The sequence below is a fragment of the Pseudomonas sp. P116 genome (assembly GCF_020149425.1).
GTDB lineage: Bacteria > Pseudomonadota > Gammaproteobacteria > Pseudomonadales > Pseudomonadaceae > Aquipseudomonas > Aquipseudomonas anatoliensis.
In genome coordinates this window covers 319,971-345,354 of the sequence record NZ_JACVHB010000004.1, presented here as the reverse complement: position 1 = coordinate 345,354, position 25,384 = coordinate 319,971, and the positions used below count along the sequence as shown (strand labels likewise).

The following is a 25,384-nucleotide window of genomic DNA, read 5'->3' as shown; positions in this document are numbered from 1 at the left end:
GTATGTCTGAGCAGCAGCACGTCCGTGCGGACGGGACCGTGACGTTCCTTCCGCACCGGCTCAACCGCCACCCCGTTGTCGTGCGCGGCCTCACCGCCGACGAGCTGTGGATCTGCTGCGGCTTGTCCGGCGCCGCCGGCCTGCTGGTCGGCGCGCCGCTGTCGTGGGTGTTCCGCACGATCGCGCTAGCTCCCACGTTCGTCGTCCTGGGCGTGGCCTTGGGCGTGTTCATCGGCGGCGGCATTCTTCGCCGCCTCAAACGCGGGCGTCCCGACACCTGGCTGTATCGGCAACTGCAATGGCGCATTGCGACACGTCATCCACTGATGGCGGGTTGGGTGGGCGGCCATGTGCTGATCTCGCGTTCCGGCTTCTGGACCACCCGAAGGAGCGCGCGATGAGCCGCTTCAAGAACGAGATCACCCACCTGCAGGCGCACATCAAGACGCTTCGCCTGGGGGCTGGCGCCCTGGTCATCGTCGCCCTGGTCATGGGCGGCGGCTGGTGGAGCGCTCCGCGCGATCTGACCATCCACGTTCCGCCTGACCTGCGCTCCGGCAGTACCAGGAAGTGGTGGGAAGTGCCGCCCGAATCGGTCTATGCGTTCACGTTCTACGTGTTCCAGACGCTCAACCGCTGGCCGACGAATGGCGAAGAGGACTACGCGCGCAACCTCCACACGCTCTCGCCGTATCTCACCCCGTCCTGCCAGGCCTTCCTTCGCGCGGACTACGACTACCGCCGCAGCACGGGCGAGCTGCGCCAGCGCGTGCGCGGGATTTATGAAATCCCCGGCCGCGGCTACGGCGACGACCCTACGGCGCGCGTGCGCGTGGTCTCCGACCGCGACTGGGTGGTGACGCTGGACATCACCGCCGACGAGTACTACGGCGCCGAGCAAGTCAAGCGCGCTCTGGTGCGCTATCCAGTGAAGGTCACGCGGGTGGACGTCGATCCTGCCCGCAACCCGTTCGGCCTGGCGCTCGACTGCTATGAGGGCGCGCCCCAGCGCATCAGCACGCCGGAGCCAACGCGCCCGGCGTCTGGCGGCCTGTCTCCGCAAGCGCCCCAAGGAGAAACCCCATGAAGCATCCTGTACTCACGCTGCTGGGGCTGTTGGCCGTGGCCGCCGCTCCTGCTGTCCAGGCAGTGGAGATCCTGCGCTGGGAACGTATGCCGTTGGCGGTGCCGCTGAAGGTCGGCCACGAGCGCATCGTGTTCATCGACCGCAACGTCCGCGTGGGCGTACCTGCGGGCGTCGGCGAGCGCCTACGGGTGCAGAGCGCGGGCGGCGCGGTGTACCTGCGCGCCAGCGAGCCGATCGAGCCCACGCGGCTGCAATTGCAGGACGCCGACACGGGCGCGCTGATCCTGCTGGACATTGCGGCGGAGCCAGCCAAGGACGGCGAAGCCGAGCTGGAACCAGTGCGCATCGTCGAGGGCAACAGCACCCCGGCGCGCTATGGCGATCAGCCCGGCGATGACAACGAAGCTCCGGCGCGCGCCCAGGACCAGGCCGGCGCGCGAGCGGCGCGACGCGAGACCCCGGTGTCGGTTGTCCTGACGCGCTTTGCCGCACAGAACCTCTACGCGCCGCTACGCACCGTGGAGCCGCTGCCGAGCGTCATGCGGGTGAACCTGCGCCGTGACCTCGACCTCGGCACGCTGATGCCGACGCTGCCCGTGCGCGCGGTCGCGCTCGCGTCATGGCGTCTGGAAGACCAGTGGGTGACCGCCGTGCGCCTGACCAACAGCAGCAGCGGCTGGATCACCCTGGACCCGCGCGTGCTGCAAGGCGATTTCCTCACCGCCACCTTCCAACACGAGGCGCTTGGCCCGCGCGGGACGCCCGAGGACACGACCGTTCTGTACCTGGTGACGCGCGGGCGTGGCCTTGCGCAATCGCTGCTACCAGCGGTCAACCGCTTCGACCCGGCCGTGCATCTCCCGCAACCGGAAGCCGGTTCCCAGGATGGCACCGACCGCAAGGAGGTCCGCCATGCGCAGTAATGGACTCCTGAAGTGGCTGATGATCCCGGTTGCCGTGCTGGTGCTGTTCGTCGCCATCCGGCTGTTCTCGGGAGGCAGCACTTCGGCACCACCGACCGCGGATGCCGGCGCCAAGCTCACGCCAGCGGAAATGAAGGCGCTGGGCATCGAGGGCGATACCCCGCGCGACACCGTGGCGACGCTCGTTGCCCAAGTGAAGCAGTTGCGCACCGAGCTTCAGACCGCGCTCTCGGACAACAAATCCCAGCGCGAAGAAAACCAGCGACTGCGCCAGCGCGAGAACTCCATTGACCAGCGCATCAATTCGGCCCTCGACTCCGAGCGCACCAACCTGCGTCGCGACCAAGAGCAGGCAGCCAGCGCGCGTCAGCAGACCGAAGGGCTGCTGGCCGACCTGCAACGGCGCCTGGACAGTATCGGCGGACGTGGCGGCGGCCATGCCGACCTGCCGGTGGGTCTGGGGCTGCGTGACGGCGACGAGGCCGGCATGGAAGGCGGCGTGCGCTGGGTCGAACCCGACGATGCGAGGAAAGCCGAGGGGCGCAACAGCAGTCGTGGCACGGGTAGCGGCATGAGCTTCCCGACGAGCTTCGGCCCCGCGCAGAGCACGTTGGAAACCACGGCGGAAACCGTGGCGAACGCGGGCGCACGCGCCGCAGGCGTGAAGAGCGCCAAGGCGGTCTATACCGTACCGACCAATTCGACGCTGATGGGGTCGGTGGCGATGACGGCGCTGATCGGCCGCGTGCCGATCGACGGAACCGTCAACGATCCGTACCCCTTCAAGGTGTTGGTCGGATCGGACAACCTGACCGCCAATGGCATCGACATTCCCGACGTGGCCGGTGCCGTGTTCAGCGGCACCGCATCGGGCGACTGGACGCTCTCGTGCGTGCGCGGCCAGGTACGCAGCATCACCTTCGTCTTCCACGACGGCACGATCCGCACCATCCCCGAAGACCGCGACGGCAACCAGCAAAACAACCAGCAGCAGAACTCTCAAAGTGGAGGCCTGGGCTGGATCAGCGACCCATACGGCATTCCCTGCGTCAGCGGGGAGCGGCGCAGCAACGCCCAGCAGTACCTTGGCTCGCAAGCCCTGATTACCGCCGCCGGTGCCGGCGTCGCCTCGCTGATCGACAGCGACAGCGGCCAGATGTCCTACGTCGGCGCCGACGGCTCCATCGGCAGCGTCGGTATCTCGGGCAATGAAGCCGTGGGCCGCATCCTGGCCGGTGGCGTGCGCGACATGGCCGACTGGGTGAACAAGCTGTACGGCCAGGCGTTCGCCGCTGTCTATGTCCAGCCCGGCGCGAAGGTCGCCGTCCACCTCGAAAAGCCGCTCGCCATCGACTTCGATCCCGAAGGCCGCAAGGTCGATCACCGCGCAGGAGAAAGCCATGCTCTCGAACTTGAATAAGGCCCTGGCGCTGGCCCTCGCCGTCGCGGTGCTCGGCGGCTGTGCCACCAGCAAGGAAAAGCTGCTCCCCCACGGCGACAGCACGATGATGGACATCTGGCAGCAGAACGCCGGTGACGGGGGTGGTGGCGCCGGCCAGGTGGCGCGCAGGCAATTGCTCGATGCACGCCAGAGCCTGCGCCGGACGCTGACCGAGGCCGACGTGGAGGCCGCGCCCACCGAGCAGATGCGCTACACGCGCACGGCGCGCAACGAGGTCTATCGCCAGTTCCACCGCCTGCCGAACCCCGATCTTGTCATGTATGTGTACCCGCACCTGGCGGGCACCGATCCCGTGCCGGTTCCGGGCTACACGACGGTCTTTCCCCTGTACCAGCGTGTGCAGTACGCCATGCCGGGCGAGCGCGTGGAGGACTACTGATGCGCTGGAAACTCCCCTGGCCGAAGCTGGCTGCATCCGATGGTGGCAATGACGAGCAGCCGGACGGCTGGCAGCGCCACGTCGAGGCGTTGCGCCAGGCCGGCATTGCCGAACCCGGAGCGACGGTCCAGGGCCGCAGGCCGGCGACCGTGGCGGACGAGCAGGCGATGTACGACGTTGCGCAGTCATTCGCGGAGCTGCTGCCGTGGGTGGAGTTCCTGCCGCCGTCGAAGTCCATGCTGCTGGAGGACGGGCAATCGGTCGCGGCCTTCTACGAACTGGTCCCGCTAGGCACCGAAGGTCGGGAACCGGGCTGGCTCGCTCATGCCCGCGATGCGCTCGAAAACGCGCTCCAGGACTCGTTCGATGAGCTGGATGAGAACCCGTGGGTGCTCCAGCTCTATGCACAGGACGAGCCCAGCTTCGACCAGTACATGCAGACGCTACGCGACTACGTGCAGCCGCGCGCCCGCAGCACGGCCTTCACCGAGTTCTACCTCCGCTTCTTTGGCCACCACCTGCGCGCGGTGGCCAAGCCCGGCGGACTGTTCGAGGATACGGTGGTCACGCGGTTGCGCTGGCGCGGCCAGACGCGGCGCGTGCGCATGGTGGTCTATCGCCGGGCCGCCGGGCAGGCGAACCGCCGCGGCCAGACACCCGAGCAAATGCTGAACATCGTCTGCGATCGCCTCTGCGGCGGCTTGGCGAACGCCGGCATCCAGGCCCGGCGCATGGTCGCGGCCGATGTTCACGACTGGCTGCTGCGTTGGTTCAACCCACGCCCCACGATGCTCGGGCCCGGCGCTGAGGAGCGAGAGCGCTTCTATGCGCTGGCCCGCTATCCCGACGAGGTGGAGGAAGGTGAGATTGAGCTGGCGAGTGGTCGGGACTTCAGTCAACGGCTGTTCTTCGGTCAGCCTCGCTCCGATGCCGAGCACGGCACCTGGTACTTTGACGGTATGCCGCATCGCGTACTGGTCACCGACCGGCTACGCATGCCGCCCGGTACGGGGCACCTGACCGGCGAAACCCGCAAGGGGGACGCTATCAACACGCTTTTCGATCAGATGCCCGAAGACACCACGATGTGTCTGACCATGGTGGCGACGCCCCAGGACATCCTCGAATCGCACCTGAATCACCTGGCGAAGAAGGCTGTCGGCGAAACACTGGCATCGGAACAAACGCTCAAGGATGTGCAGGAGGCACGCTCGCTCATCGGCAGCGCGCACAAGCTCTACCGCGGCACGCTGGCCTTCTATCTGCGCGGACGCGATGAAGCCGAACTTGACAGGCGCGGTCTGGACCTCGCCAACGTGATGCTCAACGCGGGGTTGCAGCCTGTGCGCGAGGACGATGAAGTCGCGCCGCTCAACAGCTACCTGCGCTGGCTACCGTGCTGCTACAACCCTGCGCAAGATCGACGGAACTGGTTCACCCAACTGATGTTCGCCCAGCATGTGGCGAATCTCTCGCCGGCGTGGGGTCGCAGCCAGGGTACGGGTCATCCGGGCAACACGTTCTTCAACCGCGGCGGCGGGCCGATCACGTTTGATCCACTGAACCGCTTGGACAGGCAGATGAACGCCCATCTGTTCCTGTTCGGCCCCACCGGCTCGGGCAAGAGCGCAACGCTCAACAACCTCTTGAACCAGGTCACGGCCATCTACCGGCCGCGGCTGTTCATCGTGGAAGCCGGCAACAGCTTTGGCTTGTTCAGCGACTTCGCAAAGCGCCTGGGTCTGACCGTGAACCGGGTCAAGCTGGCTCCTGGCTCGGGCATCAGCCTGGCGCCGTTCGCCGACGCTCGCCGGCTGATCGAAACGCCCAGCAACGTGCAGACGCTTGATGCCGATGCACTGGATGAAGAATTGCCAGCCGATTCCTCGGTCATGGAGGAGGACGAGCAGCGCGACGTGCTGGGTGAACTGGAGATCACGGCACGGCTGATGATCACAGGCGGCGAGGACAAGGAAGAAGCCCGGATGACGCGGGCCGATCGCTCGCTGATCCGCCAGTGCATCCTCGATGCCGCCGAGCACTGCGTGGCCGAGAAACGCACGGTGCTCACGCGCGACGTGCGCAACGCGCTGCGCACGCGCGGCCAGGACCCGACGCTGCCCGAGATGCGGCGCGTGCGGCTGCTGGAGATGGCGGACGCGATGGACATGTTCTGCCAAGGCACGGACGGCGAGATGTTCGATCGCGATGGCACGCCGTGGCCCGAGGCCGACATCACGCTGGTGGATCTCGCGACCTATGCCCGGGAGGGCTACAACGCGCAGCTCTCCATCGCCTACATCAGCCTGATCAGCACGGTGAACAACATCGCCGAGCGCGACCAGTACCTGGGCCGTCCGATCATCAATGTGACCGACGAAGGCCACATCATCACGAAGAACCCGCTGCTTGCGCCCTACGTTGTAAAAATTACAAAAATGTGGCGCAAGCTAGGGGCCTGGTTCTGGCTGGCTACACAAAATATCGACGATCTGCCGCGTGCCGCGGAGCCCATGCTCAACATGATTGAGTGGTGGATCTGCCTGTCGATGCCGCCCGATGAGGTCGAGAAGATTGCACGCTTCCGCGAACTCTCGCCCGCGCAGAAAGCGCTGATGCTCTCGGCGCGCAAAGAAGCGGGCAAGTTCACCGAGGGCGTCATCCTTTCCAAGAGCATGGAAGTGCTGTTCCGCGCCGTGCCGCCCAGCCTGTACTTGGCGTTGGCGCAGACCGAACCCGAAGAGAAGGCCGAGCGCTACCAGCTCATGCAGCACTACGGCTGCACCGAACTGGAAGCGGCCTTCAAGGTGGCCGAGAAGATCGACCAGGCGCGCGGCATCGAGTCGCCGGCCTTGGAACTGTCGTAAGACGGAGAACGCCATGGAACAGAAACGTCCTTCCATTCCGATGCAGGTCCAGGCGTTCCGCCGCCGCAACGGGCGGCCCCGCTGGCCCTGGGCATTGGCTGCTGTGCTGGTCGCGCTGCTGCTGATCTGGCTTGTGTCAAGGTCGCCCGGCGAATCCCCGCCGCAGCCGCCCACGCCGGTCAGCATGGCACCGGTGGCCGGGCCGCCCTGGCTAATGGGCAACCCCAAAGGCCGTTTCACGCTGACGCTCTATGCCGACCTGGAGTGCCCGTTCTGCCGGGAGTATTTCCCGCAGCTCAAGCGGTGGATCGGCAACAACACCGACGTGGCGCTGCAATGGCACCACCAGCCGCTGGCCGAGCACGAGCCGGCCGCGTCAGCCGAGGCACGCCTAGTGGAATGCGCTGCCGAAGCAGGTGGGCATGTCGCGTTCTGGCAGGCGATCGAATGGGTCTATGCCCACACGCGCAGCGGCGGCCAGGGCTTGCCCGATGGCTTGCGGTACCCCGAATCGACGCCAGCCAGCGAGCAGTGCATGGCAAGCGAAAGGCCCAGTGCGGCTATCCGCGCCCAGGCTGCGGAAGCCACCAAGAGCGGCGTAACCGCCACGCCGTCGCTGCGCCTGCTCGATCGCCAAACGGGCCAGGCCATCCTGCTGCAGGGGCCGATCGAGGGCGATGCCTTGCTGTCAGCCATGGACATGCTGGCGGCTGAGGGTCCGACCAGCACACCCACATCCGAAATGCCTGCCGACGTCGTCGGCGACATGCCCAGGTAGCCCCGGTCTTCAAGGCTACGGCGCAGTCCTCTGCGCTGACCGCGACTCGTTCGCCTTGCATCCTGGCCGCGAACGGTCACCGCAATCGCGGTGATGGATGCATCTTTTCATTCTCATCCCCAGGAGGGCTTGCCCTCGGGGGCGCGCGCCCTCCGATCTCACCGTCTGGAGGTTCGCCATGTCTTTCGCCATCAATGACTCCTGTGTGGAGTCGCTTTCCGCCGTAGCTGCCCAGCACGAAGACTGGATCATCCAGCAGGCCATCGTGCTGCTGGAAAAACGGATCTTCAAAGCTGGACCATGCCTCAGCCAGCCGGCCGCCGTGCGGGACTATCTGCGCGTGAAACTGGTCGCTGAACCCAACGAGATATTCGCCGCTGTGTTCCTGGATAGCATGCACCAGGTGCTGGCCTACGAGCCATTGTTCAGGGGCACGATCAACTCGACTTCTGTTTATCCACGTGTCGTCGTACAGCGTGTGCTGGAGTTGAACGCCGCCGCGGTGATCTTCGCGCACCAGCACCCCTCGGGCATCTCCGAGCCGTCGAGCGCGGATCGTGTGCTGACCCAGCAACTGCAGGCCGCGCTGGCGCTCATCGATGTACGGGTACTGGATCACATCATCGTAGGCCAAGGTTCCCCGTTCTCCTTTGCGGAGTCAGGCCTGCTGTAACGGTCGCATTGCTTCATTGATCCTCGCGGAGGCTTCGGCCTCCGTTTTTTTATGGCCCGGGACAAGCAGGTATGCGGGCAGCCCGCGATGCGCATTGTTTGTTGGGGTGGCATCGGGTTCGCGTTTGACTATGGCCCTGATCAACTTTCGGGGCACGCGACATGCCGGCATCCTTTTCCACGTTCGCGTCGGGCTGGCGAACCCTTGGTCTCGTCGTGGCGCTGCCGGCGTCCCTGGCCGTGTTCAGCCCCGTCACCTTCGCAGCCGACGTACTGGTCGTCACCGACAGCCACCACCCGGTCAAGACCATGGGCGGCGAGCGGCTGATCGAGCTGGACGAAGCCCGCCGGATTGAAGCGGAGCTTTCTGCGGAACTGCCCGCCGCCCCCGAACAGGCGGCGGCCACCGTCAAGCGTCGGCTGAACCAAGGCGGCGCCGACCTACAGCGCCGCATCGCTTCCGCATACCAGGGCGTCACCGACGCATGGAGCCTGGGCATCACCAGCATCCCGGCTGTCGTGGTGGATCAGCGCTACGTGGTCTATGGCGAGCCGGATGTGGCCCGCGCTGTCGCGCGCATCGAGCAGCGTCGGAGGACCCAGCCATGACGAGGCCATTCGACCTTATGCGCCGCATGCGGGCTGGCGTGGCTTCCTTGCTGCTGCTCAGCGCCACGGGTAGCTACGCCTTGAACACCACCGCCATCGTTGCCTCGGTGGCCTCGCCCGATTGCTTGGAGTACCGGGTGGTGGGTATCTGCTACTGGCTCTACTGCACCTGGGGAGGCTGCACGGTGCGCACCTCTGTCAAGGTGCGCCACTACATCCCCGATGCGGTCGTCTCCAGCTACAGCAACACGGGCGAGAACCCGTGGGTCGAAGTCCGGGCGATGAGTACGGCCAACCCGTCCGCCCAAGCGGGCGGCGATGGAACGACGAACGAGGATCACGAAAACAATCTCGCGAAATTCAAGAACGCCGACGTGATCGGCCATCCCGGCGTCGAGGTGTTCAACCAGTTTGTTTCGTCCTCGGGCTACTTCTGCGAGGGCGCGGGAACGGCATTCATGCCGTATCTGCTCAGCACCTTGGACACGCTTGCCTGGCGCTACAACGTGCCCGAGATGGCCTACCCGGAGGCATTGATTCCCGGCATGCGCGAGGTCGGCGCACGCACCACGATGAACCTTTGGGGCAACGTGTATCCCCGCGGCGGCTTCCTGCACCAGACCGACGACCACAAATCGGGAGCCGTGGTGGCCCAGCGTGCGGGCGATGTCGTCACGCGCCGCGGGCAGTTGCACGTGTACCAGCCGCTGCTTGCCAATGCCCGCGATGGCTACTGGCCCGCCAGCGCGCTGATGGAGGGTGATGCCTCGACTGGCAAGTGGCAGGAACTCACGCCCGTCCTGTCCTCGTCCTGCACGGTTTTCCCACGCACCGGCTTCCTGACTCAGGCCCAGCAAGGCGACTACGCCTGGGCGCTGTGGCGGCCGTATGCCTGCTGCGAACGCCGTGGACAGGTGTTCCTTGGCAGCGTTGATTTCCTTTGAGGTGCCGCGATGAAGCGTTCCGACTCTATGCAGTTCTCCCCACCGGCTCGTGGCAAGAGGATCTGTTTGGCGCTTACCGGCGCGTTGGTTCTGGCAAGCGGCGTGGCCTGGGGCCAACTGGGCTACCAGACCAGCGGCAACGTCATCGGCGATGACGTCATGTACTCCATCGGCGGCGGCAGCGCCGTTTCGATGGGCCGCGCAGCCGGCATGCGCTCGCTCGGCGTGGGTGTCGGCTGGAACAGCAATCTGATCTGCGGCGACATGAGCATCCAGACCACGTTGAAGAATCAACTCAACGGTGTCACCAATGGCTTTCAGCAGATCATGTCCTCGGTGATCCAGAGTGCTACGAGTGCTGTGGCGTCCCTGCCGGCGTTGATCATCCAGCGTGCAGATCCAGGCCTCTACAACCTGCTCACCAACGGCGTTCTGCAAGCGCGGCTGGATTTCGACCGCTCGAAGCTGACGTGCCGCGCCATGGCCGAAAAGATGGCCGAAACGGCTGGCGGCCAACTCGGCTGGAGCCAGATGGCAGAGGGGTTGGCGCTGCGTGACGCTGTTTCGAGCACGGATGCCGTCTCGGCCATCGAGCAGGCCGAGACGCGCCGTGGCAACGATGGCGTGCCCTGGGTCGGGGGAAGCAATGCCGGCGGCTCCGGTCAGCCCGCGATCAAGGTGGTCGGTGACGTCACCCGCGCGGGCTACAACCTGGTCAATGGCCGCGGGGTGACCGACACGTCGGCAATCGCTCCGGCCAGTTGCACGAGCCTGTCGTGCCAAACCTGGACCACGCCGCAGGCGGCCATCGAGTGGGCAACACGGGTGCTCGGCGAGAAGGAGCAGCGCACCTGCGACGCCTGCACCAAGACGGAGACGGTGCCCGGCGTCGGGCTGACGCCCCTGATCCAGGAGGAGTACGACGCCAAGCTGCAGGCGCTCCAGGACCTGGTCTCCAAGGCGAAGAACACGACGCCCGAAAACCTGCGGGAGGCCGGCAGCGCGTCGCTGCCCATCACGCGCGGCGTGGTCGAGGCACTGCGCGACGAACCGGACCAGCACCTGCTGTCGCAGCGCCTGGCGTCCGAGGTTGCGCTGGCGTCGGTGCTGGAGAAGGCGCTACTGCTGCAACGCACGCTGCTGACCGGCAAGAAGGAGCCCAACGTGGCGGCCAACCAGCTCGCCGTGGAGGCGGTGAACCACGAGAGCGACACGCTCGATCGCGAGATTCGCAACCTCAAGACCGAGCTGGAGCTGCGCCGGGAGCTGGCGAACAACTCGCCCATGGCGATCATCCAGCGCCACGGCACGCGCGCGGCGGGCTCGCGTGGCATCTACGAAGGCGATCCGGTGCCTGACCGCCTCGATCAGTTGCAGAAGGGCAATCCGGGAGGCCGGCCATGAGCCTGATGCGTGCGGCCTGGCTGCGCCCGCGCTGGCTGTTCAACCGGCGCGCAGCGAAGGCGCTGCTGTGGACGATGGTACTCGCGGCCGTCGCCGTGGGTGCCAACATCGTTGGCATCTACCTCGTCGGAAGTGTCGCGGGCTGGGAGCGTTGGCTGGCGGCAGCAGCGGGCTACTTCCTGGTCTGGCGGCTGTGCCTGTATGGCGCGACGGCCTACGGCTGGGTCTGGATGCGTCGCCGGCTGCTTGCGCGTGAGGACGACGCGCAAGCGCGGCGCCGCCTGGTACGCAGCGAGATCGCCGGCGTCGTTGCCATCGTGGCGCTTGAAGCCAGCCTGTTGATGCAGGGCTGAGGGGAGGTCCGAGCCATGACGCTTTTCACAACCGACTACCTGGAGTACTACCTGACCTTGGTGTCCTGGATCGTCAACAACGGCATCTGGGCGGTACTGGTATCCAGCGGGGTATTCGCACTGCCCTTCGTGGCGATCATCGTGCAGGAATGGCTTAAGGCCCGTGCGGAAGGTGCCGACGAAGGCAACAAGGGCGTGCTCTCGGCCGCACGCATCGAGAACCGGGTGTTCGTCGCCATCGTGGTGGTGATGTTCGCCGGCATCCCCTTCATCGACGTGGACCTCAACACAATTCAGTACGACAGCTCGCGCTCGGCCCAGTGCCAGGTCAACGTGCCGCAGCCCACGGATACCGGCTGGTCCCAGTCCTTCAGCACCATCAACAACCAGAGTGCCAAGGTGCCGGTCTGGTGGGCCTTCATGCACGCGCTCTCGCGCGCCGTCACCAGCGCCTCGGTGGCGGCAATCCCGTGCGGGACAGACCTGCGACAGATGCGCATGGAGATCGACGCTACCCGCATCAATGACCCGGTTCTGGCTCAGGAAGTGGCCGATTTCACACACGACTGCTACGGACCTGCACGCGCTAAATTGTTCATGGCGCGGCCGGAGCTGGACGACGCTCAAATGAACGACGTGACCTGGATCGGTTCGAGGTTTTTCACGGATACCGGCGGCTACTACGACAGCTACCGTTCCAGCACGGCGCGCGAGTCATGGCCCTATGACGACACCCGCGACGCAGGGCTTGCGCAGGTGGCCAGTGGCGGCGGCTACCCGACCTGCAGGCAGTGGTGGGCCGATGGCAGCAACGGCCTGCGGGCACGGCTGCTGGGCCAGGTGGACCCCAGCCTGTTGAATCGCTTGGCGGGCTGGGCCGGGTTCCTGAGCCGTACCGAGGTGGACGATTCGGTGGTCCGTACCATCGCGTCACCGCGACAGCAGAAGCTCAACCAGGGTTCGGTCTATACCGACTACGGCGGCCAGATCGACAAGACCCTGCCGAACATCGTGACGCGGGCCACGGGGGATGTAGGAATGGCGGTCGGGGCACTTGCCGCATTTCCCGCCATGGACGTGGTGCGCCAGGCGCTGCCCATGGTGCTTGCCTTGCTCAAGATGGCACTGGTCATCTGCATCCCGCTCGTACTGGTCGTCGGAACCTATGACCTGAAGACGGTCGTCACCGTCAGCGTCGTGCAATTCGCGCTGTTCTTCACCGATTTCTGGTTCCAACTCGCACGCTGGATCGACAGCACCATCCTCGATGCGCTCTATGGGTGGGGCTTCGGCTGGAACCGGCCACACACTAACTTCGATCCGCTGGTGGGGTTGAACAATGCCTTTGGCGACCTGCTCCTGATGTTCGTCATGGGCACGATGTTCCTGGTCTTGCCGGGCTTTTGGCTTGCGAGCCTTACCTGGGTTGGGATTCGGGCCGGGCACGTCATCCAGGGGCTTTCAGATGGCAGCAAGAGCGCCGGCCAAGCAGGCGGTAAGGGCGCTGGGGCCCTTACCGGAGGTAAGCTGAAGTAGGGGTCGTTTGCGGGAGGGGGCGGAATCCTACGCTAAGGCTTTGGCCAGCGATATTCTCCGGTGAGATTGATGTGTTCCCATCCGAGCGGCGAAACATGGGCCAAGAGATCGGGCGATAGCAGCTTTCCATCGCGTTTCTGGTTTGCAACGACCTCGCCGAGCTTCATGGTGTTCCAGAAGATGATGATGGCGGCGAGCAGATTCATGCCGGCGATGCGGTAATGCTGGCCTTCGGCGGAACGGTCGCGGATTTCACCGCGGCGGTGGAAGCTGATTGCCCGCTTCAGCGCATGATGAGCTTCGCCTTTGTTGAGCCCGATCTGGGCACGCCGTTGGAGTTCGGCATCCAGAATCCAGTCGATCATGAACAGGGTGCGCTCGACGCGACCGACTTCCCGCAGGGCTGTCGCGAGCTCGTTCTGCCGCGGATAGGAGGCGAGTTTCCGCAGAATCTGGCTTGGCGCGACGGTCCCGGCAGCAATGGTGGCGGCGATGCGCAGGATGTCGGGCCAATTGCGCTCGATCATGGCTTGGTTGACCTTTCCGCCGATCAACGCTCGCAGGTGCGCCGGGGCGGCCGACGGATTGAACGCGTAGAGCCGTTTGGATGGCAGGTCGCGGATGCGCGGAGCGAACCGGTAGCCGAGAATGGCACATGCGGCAAAGACGTGATCGGTGAAGCCGCCCGTGTCGGTGAACTGCTCGCGGATATGGCGTCCAGCATCGTTCATCAGCAGGCCATCGAGGATGTAAGGCGCTTCGCTTGCCGTTGCAGGAATCACCTGGGTTGCGAACGGCGCATATTGGTCGGAGACGTGGCTATAGGCTTTCAGGCCCGGGGTATTGCCATATTTCGCGTTGACCAGGTTCATGGCCTCACCTTGCTCTGTAGCGACGAAGAACTGTCCGTCGCTCGAAGCCGACGTGCCCATGCCCCAGAACCGGGCCATGGGTAACGCTGCCTGTGCCTCGACCACCATGGCCAGCGCCCGGTCATAGGCTTCGCCCTCGACATGCCACCGTCCAATGCGGATCAATTCCCAGAAGGTGTGGGTGTTTGTCGCATCCGCCATTTTGCGCAAGCCGAGGTTGATCCCTTCCGCCAAGATAACGTTCATTAGCCCGATCCGGTCAGCGCAGGGTGCTCCTGTGCGCAGATGGGTGAACGCTTCGGTGAAGCCGGTCGCCGCATCCACCTCCAGCAGGAGATCGGTGATGCGCGTGGGCGGGATCTGCTTGTAGAGATCGAGCACCAGATCTTCGGCGCCTGTCGGCGCGGCGGCTTCGAGTTTCTCGATATGCAGAACGCCGTTTTCAATCGACCCGCCCGGGATCGTGCCTGCGCGAGCGGCACGGCCAAGCTCGCGCAACCGCATGTCGAGGCGAGCTTGCCGGTCTGCCAGCCATTCCTCCGGCCGCAATGGCACAGCGAGACGACCGCCTTCCGCGATGGATTGTGCCGGAACGAGTGCGTGTTTCAGATCGCCATAGCGCCGGGACCTAGTAAGCCAGACATCTCCGGAGCGGAACGCATCGCGCAGATGGAACAGCACCGCGATCTCCCATAGGCGAGCGTCGCCAGCCCTCTGGGCCCGAAGGTGGCGATGCCATTTCGAGCTGGGCCGCAAGAAGCTGGTCATCGCGGCATCGTTCAAACCGGTACGAAGGGCCGTCACCGCTTCCAGAAGCGGCAGTGCAACGGGCGCAGCTCGCAGATCGAGCAGGCGCAACATGCGTGGAGCGTATCGGCGGAAGCGGTGATAACCGTCGAGCACATGATTGAGCGGATCGTCGGCCATGGTGGCGGTCAGCCTGGTTGCCATTGCAACAAGGGTTTTTAAGCCGTCCCACCCTGACCCACTCGCGATGACATCGCCCAGCGGCTGGCCATCATCCTGTGCATCGACCAGGGCGCCCCCGATCTCGGCGAAGGATTTCAGGGTGTCACGCACCACCCCCGCTTCGTCTGCGACCTTTGCATGGCAAATACGCTCCGAAGCACGGTAGAGACGGCCGACGATCCGGTCGTGGGTTTCGACCACTGCGTCGGCCAACATCGCCTGCCATTCCGAGACGCAAACAGCCAAGATCGCAAGCCGCCTGTCCTCCGGGAGATCGCGCATGCCGTCGGCATAATACCGTTCACCCTGCCTGCGCAGACGAGTCACCCGATGGGCAGGAACGCCGGCAAGCAGATCCTCGGGGAGATCGATGCGTTGCAGATATTCGGGCACTGTTGCAAATAGTCGGTGGTGATAAACTTATCATCCCCTTTTGCTGATGGAGCTGCACATGAACCCATTCAAAGGCCGGCATTTTCAGCGTGACATCATTCTGTGGGCCGTACGCTGGTACTGCAAATACGGCATCAGTTACCGTGAGCTGCAGGAGATGCTGGCTGAACGCGGAGTGAATGTCGATCACTCCACGATTTACCGCTGGGTTCAGCGTTATGCGCCTGAAATGGAAAAACGGCTGCGCTGGTACTGGCGTAACCCTTCCGATCTTTGCCCGTGGCACATGGATGAAACCTACGTGAAGGTCAATGGCCGCTGGGCGTATCTGTACCGGGCCGTCGACAGCCGGGGCCGCACTGTCGATTTTTATCTCTCCTCCCGTCGTAACAGCAAAGCTGCATACCGGTTTCTGGGTAAAATCCTCAACAACGTGAAGAAGTGGCAGATCCCGCGATTCATCAACACGGATAAAGCGCCCGCCTATGGTCGCGCGCTTGCTCTGCTCAAACGCGAAGGCCGGTGCCCGTCTGACGTTGAACACCGACAGATTAAGTACCGGAACAACGTGATTGAATGCGATCATGGCAAACTGAAACGGATAATCGGCGCCACGCTGGGATTTAAATCCATGAAGACGGCTTACGCCACCATCAAAGGTATTGAGGTGATGCGTGCACTACGCAAAGGCCAGGCCTCAGCATTTTATTATGGTGATCCCCTGGGCGAAATGCGCCTGGTAAGCAGAGTTTTTGAAATGTAAGGCCTTTGAATAAGACAAAAGGCTGCCTCATCGCTAACTTTGCAACAGTGCCCCTGCGTGCGCTGCTGCCATGTCCACTACCTGACGCCGGTGATGGTGATGGCCTCGCCGGAGCGGGAATTTCTTAACCTCGACGAATTTAGACGATCGGCGGGCGAGGGGATGTCGTGGCAAGGTCCGCCTTGCGCTGCTCCGCAAGGGCGACACCAGCGGGTTCGTCGGCGGCCACGCCTAGCGCGACCGCAACCAAGCGTCGAAAAAGTATACGCTCGTCACCCGCCGTCTCCTGTGCTGAGAGTCTCAGGCCGATCGGCCGGCAGGGCTCAATGTCAGCAAACGCGTGATGAGCGGTGGCCTTCAACAGTGATAAGGCGGCACCAGAGAAAAATCACTCAGGGTCAATGCCAGCGCTTCGTTAATACAGATGTAGGTGTTCCACAGGGTAGCCAGCAGCATCCTGCGATGCAGATCCGGAACATAATGGTGCAGGGCGCTGACTTCCGGTGCCAGCAGATATTTTGGCAGTTTGCCTTGGATCAGAGCCATCTGACGCAGGGCTAGTGCAGCCGGATAGTCAATAGCTACCGGCAGCGGTGCGGACTGTTGTAACTCAGAATAAGAAATGAGGCCGCTCATGGCGTTGACTCTCAGTCATAGTATCGTGGTATCACCGGTTGGTTCCACTCTCTGTTGCGGGCAACTTCAGCAGCACGTAGGGGACTTCCGCGTTTCCAGACTTTACGAAACACGGAAACCGAAGACCATTCATGTTGTTGCTCAGGTCGCAGACGTTTTGCAGCAGCAGTCGCTTCACGTTCGCTCGCGTATCGGTGATTCATTCTGCTAACCAGTAAGGCAACCCCGCCAGCCTAGCCGGGTCCTCAACGACAGGAGCACGATCATGCGCACCCGTGGCCAGGACCCAACGCTGCCCGAGATGCGCCGCGTGCGGCTGCTGGAGATGGCGGACGCGATGGATATGTTCTGCCAAGGGTTGGTTTGCGCATTCACAGTTCTCCGCAAGAATTGATTGGCTCCAATTCTTGGAGTGGTGAATCCGTTAGCGAGGTGCCGCCGGCTTCCATTCAGGTCGAGGTGGCCCGGCTCCATGCACCGCGACGCAACGCGGGGAGGCAGACAAGGTATAGGGCGGCGCCTACAATCCATGCCAACCCGTTCCATGTGCTCGCCGAGGCGGCATAAATCGCCGTGACGATCAGCGGTCCAATGATCGAAGTTAGGCTGGTAAGAGCCGCGAGCGATCCTTGAAGCTGTCCCTGATGGTCGTCATCTACCTGCCTGGACAGCATGGCCTGCAACGCGGGCATCCCGATGCCGCCGGAAGCGAGAAGAATCATAATGGGGAAGGCCATCCAGCCTCGCGTCGCGAACGCCAGCAAGACGTAGCCCAGCGCGTCGGCCGCCATGCCGGCGATAATGGCCTGCTTCTCGCCGAAACGTTTGGTGGCGGGACCAGTGACGAAGGCTTGAGCGAGGGCGTGCAAGATTCCGAATACCGCAAGCGACAGGCCGATCATCGTCGCGCTCCAGCGAAAGCGGTCCTCGCCGAAAATGACCCAGAGCGCTGCCGGCACCTGTCCTACGAGTTGCATGATAAAGAAGACAGTCATAAGTGCGGCGACGATAGTCATGCCCCGCGCCCACCGGAAGGAGCTGACTGGGTTGAAGGCTCTCAAGGGCATCGGTCGACGCTCTCCCTTATGCGACTCCTGCATTAGGAAGCAGCCCAGTAGTAGGTTGAGGCCGTTGAGCACCGCCGCCGCAAGGAATGGTGCATGCAAGGAGATGGCGCCCAACAGTCCCCCGGCCACGGGGCCTGCCACCATACCCACGCCGAAACAAGCGCTCATGAGCCCGAAGTGGCGAGCCCGATCTTCCCCATCGGTGATGTCGGCGATATAGGCGCCAGCAACCGCACCTGTGGCGCCGGTGATGCCGGCCACGATGCGTCCGGCGTAGAGGATCCACAGGACGGGTGTGGTCGCCATGATCGCGTAGTCGATAGTGGCTCCAAGTAGCGAAGCGAGCAGGACTGGGCGGCGGCCAAAGCGGTCGGACAGTGCTCCGAGAACGGGTGCGCATAGAAATTGCATCAACGCATATAGCGCTAGCAGCACGCCATAGTGACTGGCGATGCTGTCGGAATGGACGATATCCCGCAAGAGGCCCGGCAGTACCGGCATAACCAAGCCTATGCCTACAGCATCCAGGGTGACGGTGCCGAGGATGACGATGAGCGCATTGTTAGATTTCATACACGGTGCCTGACTGCGTTAGCAATTTAACTGTGATAAACTACCGCATTAAAGCTTATCGATGATAAGCTGTCAAACATGAGAATTCGCGAATGAACAAGCTCCAACGCGAGGCCGTGATCCGAACCGCGCTCGAACTGCTTAACGACGTGGGCATGGAAGGTCTAACGACGCGCCGACTGGCTGAGCGCCTCGGGGTGCAACAGCCAGCGCTCTACTGGCATTTCAAGAACAAGCGTGCGTTGCTCGACGCACTTGCCGAAGCCATGCTGACGATAAATCACACGCATTCGACGCCAAGGGATGACGACGACTGGCGTTCGTTCCTGAAGGGCAATGCATGCAGTTTTCGACGGGCGTTGCTCGCTTATCGCGATGGCGCGCGTATTCATGCCGGGACGCGGCCAGCCGCGCCGCAGATGGAAAAAGCCGACGCGCAGCTTCGCTTCCTTTGCGATGCTGGCTTTTCGGCAGGTGACGCGACCTATGCGTTGATGGCAATCAGCTACTTCACCGTCGGCGCTGTTCTTGAGCAGCAAGCTAGCGAGGCAGACGCCGAGGAGCGGGGCGAAGATCAGTTGACCACCTCAGCGTCTACGATGCCGGCGCGCCTACAGAGCGCGATGAAAATCGTCTACGAAGGCGGTCCGGACGCGGCATTCGAGCGAGGCCTGGCTCTCATCATCGGCGGTCTTGAAAAAATGAGGCTCACTACGAACGACATTGAGGTGCTGAAGAATGTTGACGAATGACAGGGGGCGGCAGGTGCGGAGGGCGCGGTTGCTTCGTCATATGAAGCAAAGTCACCTAGCTGAATTAATGGGTGTGGATCAGGCAACCGTGTCGCGCTGGGAGCGGGGCACCCTTGCATTGTCGGATGGGAGGTGGTCAGCGGTTCTTCAATTGCTTACCGGGCCTTCCGATTCATCGTACGACGCTGCGCTGAAGCGTCTGGTGCAATCCTCCGCCCACAAAGTCCATCTGGTAGCGACCGGACACATTGTTTGCTCGCGGCATCTCCGGCCAGGCAAAGGGAATTGCGGATTGACCTAGCCGAACTCCTTGGTAAATCGCTGCGTGTTTATGCGTCCCCGAGATAGTTGCGGCCGACTCTGCGCTTAATGGGCTCGGTTGGCATGAGGGGCGGCTGGGGTCACTCGAGGTGGATACCGGCCCGAACTGGAGCGAGGAACTTCCATACTGCCAAGGCGAATGCTGTGGGAGCGCATCATGCTCGCTGATGGTAGCCCGGCACTACTTGTTACCACCACAGCTTAATGCGAAGGGTGCTCCTGTTCTTGTGCATATTTTATGCGCTGCTGATTGTGCATCGAACTGATAACCTCAACGGGTCTGCTTTGTAGTTCACCACACCCCTGACGCGCGCGTGCCGGATAAGCAGAACTATGGTGCCGATGGATGTCAGGAACACTCGGCCTGGTTCGTAACTAGGTCGTCCTGCGCGATCCTGCGGCTAGGGCCGGAATCGTGCTCGCCAGTCAGGCGCTGATGAAGCCTATGGGCACTGTTGCAAATAGTCGGTGGTGATAAACTTATCATCCCCTTTTGCTGATGGAGCTGCACATGAACCCATTCAAAGGCCGGCATTTTCAGCGTGACATCATTCTGTGGGCCGTACGCTGGTACTGCAAATACGGCATCAGTTACCGTGAGCTGCAGGAGATGCTGGCTGAACGCGGAGTGAATGTCGATCACTCCACGATTTACCGCTGGGTTCAGCGTTATGCGCCTGAAATGGAAAAACGGCTGCGCTGGTACTGGCGTAACCCTTCCGATCTTTGCCCGTGGCACATGGATGAAACCTACGTGAAGGTCAATGGCCGCTGGGCGTATCTGTACCGGGCCGTCGACAGCCGGGGCCGCACTGTCGATTTTTATCTCTCCTCCCGTCGTAACAGCAAAGCTGCATACCGGTTTCTGGGTAAAATCCTCAACAACGTGAAGAAGTGGCAGATCCCGCGATTCATCAACACGGATAAAGCGCCCGCCTATGGTCGCGCGCTTGCTCTGCTCAAACGCGAAGGCCGGTGCCCGTCTGACGTTGAACACCGACAGATTAAGTACCGGAACAACGTGATTGAATGCGATCATGGCAAACTGAAACGGATAATCGGCGCCACGCTGGGATTTAAATCCATGAAGACGGCTTACGCCACCATCAAAGGTATTGAGGTGATGCGTGCACTACGCAAAGGCCAGGCCTCAGCATTTTATTATGGTGATCCCCTGGGCGAAATGCGCCTGGTAAGCAGAGTTTTTGAAATGTAAGGCCTTTGAATAAGACAAAAGGCTGCCTCATCGCTAACTTTGCAACAGTGCCCATCCAGGCGCCAGCTCGGATCAAAGCCACGCCGCCAGAACCAGCGCAGCCGCTTCTCCATCTCCGGGGCGTAGCACTGGACCCAGCGATAGATCGTCGTATGGTCGACCGAAATGCCGCGTTCCGCCAGCATTTCCTCAAGGTCGCGATAGCTGATCGGATAGCGACAATACCAGCGCACCGCCCACAGGATCACATCACCCTGGAAATGGCGCCACTTGAAATCCGTCATCGTTCCGTCCGTCCAATCTCCGCCAAGCATGCTCAAGCTTCACGATTTTTGCAACAGAGCCCGCTGGCGCATGGCGCGGGCCTTGGCGGCGTCAACGTCCGGCTCGTCGTCCAGAAACTCGAACTCCTGTTCGGGCGATGGCGTCGGCGTGACGATTTCCTCATGCTCGGGCAATTCCGGCTCGCGGCGGATGCCGGCATTGGCCGGGTCGCCCTCGGCCTCGTTTCCCCTCGTCGCGGAACGGCTTTCCGCCGCGACCACGCGGCCGGACCAATCATCGGCGGATGGGCTGGGCGCCAGCGGAGCGGCGACCAGATCGGGCGGGGTCAGGATGCGTTCCTGCAACCGCGCGTCCTCGAAATAGCGGGCCTTGGTCGCGCGGATCGGCGGCGTGCCCGCGACCATGACGATTTCATCGGTAGGCGGAAGCTGCATGATTTCGCCCGGCGTGAGCAGCGGCCGGGCTGTCTCCTGCCGTGAAACCATGAGATGCCCGAGCCACGGCGCGAGCCTGTGGCCGGCATAGTTGGTGGAATCGCGCATCTCGGTCGCGGTGCCGAGCGCGTCGCTCACCCTTTTGGCGGTCCTTTCGTCATTCGTGGCAAAGCTGACGCGCACATGGCAGTTGTCGAGGATCGCGTTGTTCGGCCCATAGGCCCGCTCGATCTGGTTGAGGCTCTGCGCGATCAGGAAGCCTTTGATTCCGTAGCCTGCCATGAAGGCCAAGGCGGACTCGAAAAAATCCAACCTGCCCAATGCCGGAAACTCGTCGAGCATCAACAGCAGGCGATGGCGCTTGCCGGAGGTGGTCAATTCCTCGGTCAACCGCCTCCCAATCTGGTTGAGGATCAGGCGGATTAGCGGCTTTGTGCGGTTAATGTCGGATGGCGGCACGACCAGATAGAGCGTGACGGGCTGGCGGCTGCCGACCAGATCGGCAATGCGCCAGTCGCAATGCGCCGTCACCCGCGCCACCACGGGATCGCGGTAGAGGCCGAGAAACGACATGGCGGTGGAGAGCACGCCCGACCGCTCGTTCTCGGATTTGTTCAACAGTTCGCGGGCGGACGACGCGATGACGGGATGAAGGCCCGCCTCGCCGAGATGCGGCGTGTCCATCATGGCGCGCAAGGTCGCCTCGACCGGGCGGCGGGGATCGGACAGGAAGTTGGCGACGCCCGCCAAGGTCTTATCCTTCTCCGCGTAGAGAACATGCAGGATCGCGCCGACCAGCAAGCTATGGCTGGTCTTTTCCCAATGATTGCGCTTGTCGAGACTGCCTTCGGGATCGACCAGAATATCCGCGATATTCTGCACGTCGCGGACTTCCCATTCGCCCTGCCGCACCTCCAGCAGCGGGTTGTAGGCCGACGATCTGGCGTTGGTCGGATCGAACAGCAGCACGCGGCCATGCTTCGCGCGGAAGCCCGCTGTCAGCGTCCAGTTCTCGCCTTTTATGTCGTGAACGATGGCGGATGCCGGCCATGTCAGCAGCGTCGGCACCACCAGCCCGACGCCTTTGCCGCTGCGCGTCGGGGCGAAGCATAGAACATGCTCGGGACCATCATGGCGCAGATAGTCCCGGTCGTATCGGCCGAGCAGGACGCCATCGGGGCCGAGCAATCCGGCCGCGCGGATTTCTCTGTCCTCGGCCCATCGCGCCGAACCGTAGGTGGCGACGTTCCGGGCTTCGCGCGCGCGGATGATCGACATGAAGATGGCGGCAGCGATGGCGAGGAAGCCGCCCGATACGGCGATGATGCCGCCCTCGACGAAGATCGCGGGCGCATAGGCGTCGAACGAAAACCACCACCAGAAGAAGGCCGGTGGATAATAGACCGGCAGGCCCACCAGCTCGAACCACGGATTGCCAAGCTGCGGCTGGAAGCCGAGGCGGAATGCTATCCATTGCGTCGCCGCCCACGTCATCACCAGAACGATGGTGAAAACGACAGCGATCTGACCCCAAAGGATTCGGCCTCCGCGCAATGCAGGCTCCAGTTGGCAAGAGAGATTGAGCCGATTAGAGAATAAGCGTTTGCGCGGGAGGCAATAGCAAAGATGATGCAGGAGGGCTGCCGGATACTATCGGCGGCAAATAGGATGGGTGCTCGCAATTTCGAGCACATCCAAATGAATCAATTAGATCGGCTCATCTTGTCGGCGAGTCCAAGCAAATTTCGGAGCGCAACACTGCGATTGTGAGGCGACCAGACCGCCGAGAAAGCGACCGGCTCGGGTTCGTCGGTGATCGGCAGGAAGACCACCCCGGATGTTGGCAAGAGGGACGAAGCCGCACCTATGACAGTGATACCGAAATCCTGTCCCACCATCGACAGCAAGGTGCCGCGCCCAACATCAAATCTAAGGATCGAAGGCGCGGGCCAGGTTCCGGCAAGGCGTAAAACGATATGGTCATGCACTTGTGGGCCGGTGCCACCATGTCTGACGATGAACGTGTCCGCTGCCAGATCAGCCCATGTGGCGGCCGAGCGTCCAACAAGAGCGTGCCGCGCCGACACAGCGGCTAAAAGGGGTTCGGTCCATATTCGCCGGGAATGACAGTCGGGCGGTTTGGACGTGCCGGCAACGAACGCAATATCCAGCCGGTCGGCTCGAAGCTGCGTGAGAGTATCGCGTGCTGTGCCCTCCGTGATTTCGATGTCGAGATTGGGATGGTCCTTTCGATACTGACCAATCAGCTCTGCAAGGAAGCTGCCCGGAATCAGGGCATAGACACCGATGCGTAGCCGGCCGCATTCGCCTTGCGCTGTCATGCCGGCGGTCTTGACGGCGTGATCGAGTTGATCGACGCCTGCCACGACCCGCTCCATGAAGTGTCTGCCTGCATCCGTCAGCCGGACGCCTCGCGCATGGCGCTCGAACAGCAGGACACCAAGATTTTCTTCCAGCGCCTTAACGCGCGCGCTGACGCTCGACTGACTGACGCCGAGCGCGTTGGCCGCGTGCCGAAAGTTCAGATGCTCAGCGACGGCAACGAACTGAACAAGGGAAATGAGCGGTATCCTGCCGGACAGGATACCGCCATTCACGAGGCTGCGATGGCGGGTGCGCCGCATGGGTGCCAGCCGTCCTACCAATCGCCGGTTAGACGACTGGCGACCTCTCGGAAGGAACGTCGCGGGATCGAAGTAGCGCCAGACCCACCGATACCAGCACCGCCATCGTCGTCGCGTAGACGATCACGGGCCATGCGGTGTCGCCATTTAACAGCGTCACCGCCAATGTCCCGACGATGCTGACGATCAGACTTTGAATGCAGAAGTAGAACGCGACTGCCGATCCTGCGATGTCATCGAACTGTGCAAGCGCGCCGTTGGCGGTAACAGACACCGTGACGACAATGCCGACCGCCATAACCCACATTGGTAGGACGAAGGTGAGGAATGACGGCGAGCCGTAGAGTTCGCCTATCCCCAACAGGACCGCTCCGCAAACGAGCAGCGCCATCCCACGCGCCACGCATCCCGCGATGCCCCATCTGGCGACAAAGGACTTCGCGAAGCGGGTTGTCACGATCATGACGAATCCGACAGTGGCGAAGGCTAAGCTGAATCCGATCTCCGAATAGTCCGCTTGGCCTATGAGCACGCGGGGGGCCGTCGAGAAGAAGACAAAGAAAGTGCCCATGCCGGCGCTAAAGCCGACCGTGTAAACCCAAAAGGCCGGACTCGCGAAGATCGGCAAAACGGATCGGCGCGTTCCTGCTCCGTCCAACGGGCGGGTTTCGTGCCATCTGAAACCGGCATTCAAGAGTGCGGGTAACGCAAGCGCAGCCAGCGTGACGAATATCGCCCGCCATCCGAAAAACTCGCCGATGAGTGCTCCAGCGATTGGGCCAAGAGCAGGTACGAAGGCCAGCATCGAACTGAAAAGGCCGTAGATGACGACGCCCTCGGGCTGGCTGGCATACACGTCGCGAACCGTCGCGAACGTCGCCACCAGCGCAGCCGATGCGCCGACCGCTTGAAGCAGGCGGAAGGCGACCAAGGCTGCGGCCGTTGACGACCATGCTGCTCCGAGAGACGCAACGACGAAAATCACCCCGCCAGCAAGCAGGACTGGCCGTCGCCCGATGCGATCCGAAAGCGGCCCGAAGATCACTTGGCCCACGCCGAGCATCACCATGTAGAGGCTCAACGTGAGTTGGATAGTAGATGGCGTCGTATTCAGGATGCCGGGCATCGCCGGAACGACGGGAAGGTAAATATCCATCGCCAGTGACGCGAGGATGTCGAAGGGAGCCATCAGCAGCAGAGCTGCCGGCAACGTATAAGCCCACGCGGGGCGTGTGGTGGTCATGACGAATCAACCTCTCGAATAAGGATTCCGGGCGGCGTCTGCTCGTCAGCAATCAAACAGGATTGGTCTTACAGAACGCCGCAACAACAATGCTTGTTGTTGCGGCTTACTTGTCTGCTGTAATACTGGCTCCCATGCCGTTGACCTCACATTGAAAAGATGGATGGCGATTCTATCCGATCATCCCTTCCATCGCAATGC

The 25,384-nt window shown here is 62.8% G+C and carries 22 protein-coding genes and 4 pseudogenes; 18 read left to right on the top strand and 8 right to left on the bottom strand.

The features are described 5' to 3' along the window. Positions 1–2: 2 nt before the first annotated feature. The 13 genes from ICA15_RS15905 (at position 3) to ICA15_RS15845 (ending at position 13,014) form a co-directional block, all read left to right on the top strand. Positions 3–401, top strand: a complete 399-nt coding sequence (locus ICA15_RS15905) for a TIGR03750 family conjugal transfer protein (protein ID WP_023103905.1) — start codon at positions 3–5, stop codon at positions 399–401. Then, the gene (locus ICA15_RS15900; protein ID WP_023835765.1) at positions 398–1,087 is read left to right on the top strand and encodes a PFL_4703 family integrating conjugative element protein; all 690 of its coding nucleotides are present in this window, start codon (positions 398–400) and stop codon (positions 1,085–1,087) included. Before ICA15_RS15905 ends, ICA15_RS15900 begins: the two co-directional genes overlap by 4 nt. Then, positions 1,084–2,010, top strand: coding sequence for a TIGR03749 family integrating conjugative element protein (locus tag ICA15_RS15895; protein WP_023103903.1), 927 nt, complete (start codon positions 1,084–1,086; stop codon positions 2,008–2,010). Before ICA15_RS15900 ends, ICA15_RS15895 begins: the two co-directional genes overlap by 4 nt. Continuing rightward, positions 2,000–3,430 (top strand): TIGR03752 family integrating conjugative element protein, encoded by a 1,431-nt coding sequence (locus ICA15_RS15890; RefSeq protein WP_017515583.1) that lies wholly within the window; start codon positions 2,000–2,002, stop codon positions 3,428–3,430. The genes ICA15_RS15895 and ICA15_RS15890 overlap by 11 nt, the downstream gene beginning before the upstream one ends. Then, complete coding sequence (locus ICA15_RS15885; RefSeq protein ID WP_023103901.1) at positions 3,411–3,851, top strand: TIGR03751 family conjugal transfer lipoprotein; 441 nt, start codon at positions 3,411–3,413, stop codon at positions 3,849–3,851. The genes ICA15_RS15890 and ICA15_RS15885 overlap by 20 nt, the downstream gene beginning before the upstream one ends. After that, positions 3,851–6,718: a conjugative transfer ATPase gene (locus ICA15_RS15880; RefSeq protein WP_023103900.1), complete on the top strand. Its 2,868-nt coding sequence runs from the start codon at positions 3,851–3,853 to the stop codon at positions 6,716–6,718. The genes ICA15_RS15885 and ICA15_RS15880 overlap by 1 nt, the downstream gene beginning before the upstream one ends. 13 nt (positions 6,719–6,731) lie before the next feature. Next, entirely contained in the window at positions 6,732–7,496 is a 765-nt protein-coding gene (locus ICA15_RS15875) for a DsbA family protein (protein WP_028690954.1), read from the top strand. Positions 7,497–7,674: 178 nt separating this feature from the next. Continuing rightward, positions 7,675–8,169: a RadC family protein gene (radC, locus tag ICA15_RS15870; RefSeq protein WP_023103898.1), complete on the top strand. Its 495-nt coding sequence runs from the start codon at positions 7,675–7,677 to the stop codon at positions 8,167–8,169. 161 nt (positions 8,170–8,330) lie between these two features. Then, positions 8,331–8,777, top strand: coding sequence for a TIGR03757 family integrating conjugative element protein (locus ICA15_RS15865; protein WP_017514119.1), 447 nt, complete (start codon positions 8,331–8,333; stop codon positions 8,775–8,777). Continuing rightward, positions 8,774–9,721, top strand: coding sequence for a TIGR03756 family integrating conjugative element protein (locus tag ICA15_RS15860; RefSeq protein ID WP_023103897.1), 948 nt, complete (start codon positions 8,774–8,776; stop codon positions 9,719–9,721). The genes ICA15_RS15865 and ICA15_RS15860 overlap by 4 nt, the downstream gene beginning before the upstream one ends. 9 nt (positions 9,722–9,730) lie before the next feature. After that, positions 9,731–11,125 (top strand): integrating conjugative element protein, encoded by a 1,395-nt coding sequence (locus tag ICA15_RS15855; RefSeq protein WP_023103896.1) that lies wholly within the window; start codon positions 9,731–9,733, stop codon positions 11,123–11,125. Next, positions 11,122–11,478 (top strand): hypothetical protein, encoded by a 357-nt coding sequence (locus ICA15_RS15850; protein ID WP_017516006.1) that lies wholly within the window; start codon positions 11,122–11,124, stop codon positions 11,476–11,478. Before ICA15_RS15855 ends, ICA15_RS15850 begins: the two co-directional genes overlap by 4 nt. Before the next feature lie 15 nt (positions 11,479–11,493). Further along, positions 11,494–13,014 (top strand): conjugal transfer protein TraG N-terminal domain-containing protein, encoded by a 1,521-nt coding sequence (locus ICA15_RS15845; protein WP_028698647.1) that lies wholly within the window; start codon positions 11,494–11,496, stop codon positions 13,012–13,014. A 32-nt stretch (positions 13,015–13,046) separates the two neighbouring features. Here the strand turns inward: ICA15_RS15845 and ICA15_RS15840 are convergent. After that, positions 13,047–15,242: pseudogene (locus ICA15_RS15840) on the bottom strand (Tn3 family transposase); the annotation flags it as partial. A gap of 64 nt (positions 15,243–15,306) precedes the next feature. Between ICA15_RS15840 and ICA15_RS15835 the strand changes: the two are divergent. After that, a complete protein-coding gene (locus ICA15_RS15835) occupies positions 15,307–16,011 on the top strand; it encodes an IS6-like element IS26 family transposase (RefSeq protein WP_001067855.1) in 705 nt (234 codons plus the stop codon). 357 nt (positions 16,012–16,368) lie between these two features. On the opposite strand, the gene ICA15_RS15830 is transcribed toward ICA15_RS15835, so the two are convergent. Beyond that, entirely contained in the window at positions 16,369–16,647 is a 279-nt protein-coding gene (locus ICA15_RS15830) for a tyrosine-type recombinase/integrase (RefSeq protein WP_000015696.1), read from the bottom strand. A gap of 268 nt (positions 16,648–16,915) precedes the next feature. On the opposite strand from ICA15_RS15830, the pseudogene ICA15_RS28660 reads away from it, so the two are divergent. After that, a pseudogene (locus tag ICA15_RS28660) lies at positions 16,916–17,005 on the top strand (type VI secretion protein); the annotation flags it as partial. A 91-nt stretch (positions 17,006–17,096) separates the two neighbouring features. On the opposite strand, the gene tet(C) reads toward ICA15_RS28660, so the two are convergent. Further along, entirely contained in the window at positions 17,097–18,287 is a 1,191-nt protein-coding gene (tet(C), locus tag ICA15_RS15820) for a tetracycline efflux MFS transporter Tet(C) (protein WP_001297013.1), read from the bottom strand. 92 nt (positions 18,288–18,379) lie between these two features. On the opposite strand from tet(C), the gene tetR(C) reads away from it, so the two are divergent. The 3 genes from tetR(C) to ICA15_RS15805 all read left to right on the top strand — a co-directional run bounded on the left by tetR(C) (position 18,380) and on the right by ICA15_RS15805 (position 20,576). After that, on the top strand, positions 18,380–19,039 hold the full coding sequence (tetR(C), locus tag ICA15_RS15815) for a tetracycline resistance transcriptional repressor TetR(C) (protein WP_001038045.1): 660 nt from the start codon (positions 18,380–18,382) through the stop codon (positions 19,037–19,039). Beyond that, the gene (locus ICA15_RS28655) at positions 19,026–19,340 is read left to right on the top strand and encodes a multiprotein-bridging factor 1 family protein (RefSeq protein WP_061342203.1); all 315 of its coding nucleotides are present in this window, start codon (positions 19,026–19,028) and stop codon (positions 19,338–19,340) included. The genes tetR(C) and ICA15_RS28655 overlap by 14 nt, the downstream gene beginning before the upstream one ends. Before the next feature lie 531 nt (positions 19,341–19,871). Next, positions 19,872–20,576 (top strand): IS6-like element IS26 family transposase, encoded by a 705-nt coding sequence (locus tag ICA15_RS15805; protein WP_001067855.1) that lies wholly within the window; start codon positions 19,872–19,874, stop codon positions 20,574–20,576. Positions 20,577–20,611: 35 nt separating this feature from the next. Here the strand turns inward: ICA15_RS15805 and ICA15_RS15800 are convergent. From ICA15_RS15800 to floR, 5 genes and pseudogenes are all read right to left on the bottom strand, one after another. Then, a pseudogene (locus ICA15_RS15800) lies at positions 20,612–20,860 on the bottom strand (IS6 family transposase); the annotation flags it as partial. A 39-nt stretch (positions 20,861–20,899) separates the two neighbouring features. Next, the gene (locus tag ICA15_RS15795; protein WP_106761483.1) at positions 20,900–22,849 is read right to left on the bottom strand and encodes a conjugal transfer protein TraG; all 1,950 of its coding nucleotides are present in this window, start codon (positions 22,847–22,849) and stop codon (positions 20,900–20,902) included. A gap of 149 nt (positions 22,850–22,998) precedes the next feature. Continuing rightward, the gene (locus ICA15_RS15790; RefSeq protein ID WP_258236883.1) at positions 22,999–23,637 is read right to left on the bottom strand and encodes a LysR family substrate-binding domain-containing protein; all 639 of its coding nucleotides are present in this window, start codon (positions 23,635–23,637) and stop codon (positions 22,999–23,001) included. A 3-nt stretch (positions 23,638–23,640) separates the two neighbouring features. Beyond that, a pseudogene (locus tag ICA15_RS28540) lies at positions 23,641–23,940 on the bottom strand (LysR family transcriptional regulator); the annotation flags it as partial. Between the two features lie 28 nt (positions 23,941–23,968). Further along, positions 23,969–25,183 carry a chloramphenicol/florfenicol efflux MFS transporter FloR gene (floR, locus tag ICA15_RS15785; protein WP_169408290.1) on the bottom strand — a complete coding sequence of 405 codons (1,215 nt, stop codon included), beginning with the start codon at positions 25,181–25,183 and terminating at the stop codon, positions 23,969–23,971. Between the last annotated feature and the right edge of the window lie 201 nt (positions 25,184–25,384).

Excerpts from the sequence above, each read along its gene's own strand:
- ICA15_RS15885 (WP_023103901.1), top strand. The coding sequence starts at position 3,411 with ATGCTCTCGAACTTGAATAAGGCCCTGGCGCTGGCCCTCGCCGTCGCG.
- floR (WP_169408290.1), bottom strand. The coding sequence starts at position 25,183 with ATGACCACCACACGCCCCGCGTGGGCTTATACGTTGCCGGCAGCTCTG.
- ICA15_RS15845 (WP_028698647.1), top strand. The coding sequence starts at position 11,494 with ATGACGCTTTTCACAACCGACTACCTGGAGTACTACCTGACCTTGGTG.
- ICA15_RS28655 (WP_061342203.1), top strand. The coding sequence starts at position 19,026 with ATGTTGACGAATGACAGGGGGCGGCAGGTGCGGAGGGCGCGGTTGCTT.
- ICA15_RS15875 (WP_028690954.1), top strand. The coding sequence starts at position 6,732 with ATGGAACAGAAACGTCCTTCCATTCCGATGCAGGTCCAGGCGTTCCGC.
- ICA15_RS15865 (WP_017514119.1), top strand. The coding sequence starts at position 8,331 with ATGCCGGCATCCTTTTCCACGTTCGCGTCGGGCTGGCGAACCCTTGGT.
- ICA15_RS15895 (WP_023103903.1), top strand. The coding sequence starts at position 1,084 with ATGAAGCATCCTGTACTCACGCTGCTGGGGCTGTTGGCCGTGGCCGCC.
- ICA15_RS15790 (WP_258236883.1), bottom strand. The coding sequence starts at position 23,637 with ATGACAGCGCAAGGCGAATGCGGCCGGCTACGCATCGGTGTCTATGCC.
- ICA15_RS15830 (WP_000015696.1), bottom strand. The coding sequence starts at position 16,647 with ATGAGCGGCCTCATTTCTTATTCTGAGTTACAACAGTCCGCACCGCTG.
- ICA15_RS15855 (WP_023103896.1), top strand. The coding sequence starts at position 9,731 with ATGAAGCGTTCCGACTCTATGCAGTTCTCCCCACCGGCTCGTGGCAAG.
- ICA15_RS15880 (WP_023103900.1), top strand. The coding sequence starts at position 3,851 with ATGCGCTGGAAACTCCCCTGGCCGAAGCTGGCTGCATCCGATGGTGGC.
- ICA15_RS15890 (WP_017515583.1), top strand. The coding sequence starts at position 2,000 with ATGCGCAGTAATGGACTCCTGAAGTGGCTGATGATCCCGGTTGCCGTG.
- ICA15_RS15805 (WP_001067855.1), top strand. The coding sequence starts at position 19,872 with ATGAACCCATTCAAAGGCCGGCATTTTCAGCGTGACATCATTCTGTGG.
- ICA15_RS15835 (WP_001067855.1), top strand. The coding sequence starts at position 15,307 with ATGAACCCATTCAAAGGCCGGCATTTTCAGCGTGACATCATTCTGTGG.
- ICA15_RS15860 (WP_023103897.1), top strand. The coding sequence starts at position 8,774 with ATGACGAGGCCATTCGACCTTATGCGCCGCATGCGGGCTGGCGTGGCT.
- ICA15_RS15850 (WP_017516006.1), top strand. The coding sequence starts at position 11,122 with ATGAGCCTGATGCGTGCGGCCTGGCTGCGCCCGCGCTGGCTGTTCAAC.
- radC (WP_023103898.1), top strand. The coding sequence starts at position 7,675 with ATGTCTTTCGCCATCAATGACTCCTGTGTGGAGTCGCTTTCCGCCGTA.
- ICA15_RS15905 (WP_023103905.1), top strand. The coding sequence starts at position 3 with ATGTCTGAGCAGCAGCACGTCCGTGCGGACGGGACCGTGACGTTCCTT.
- ICA15_RS15900 (WP_023835765.1), top strand. The coding sequence starts at position 398 with ATGAGCCGCTTCAAGAACGAGATCACCCACCTGCAGGCGCACATCAAG.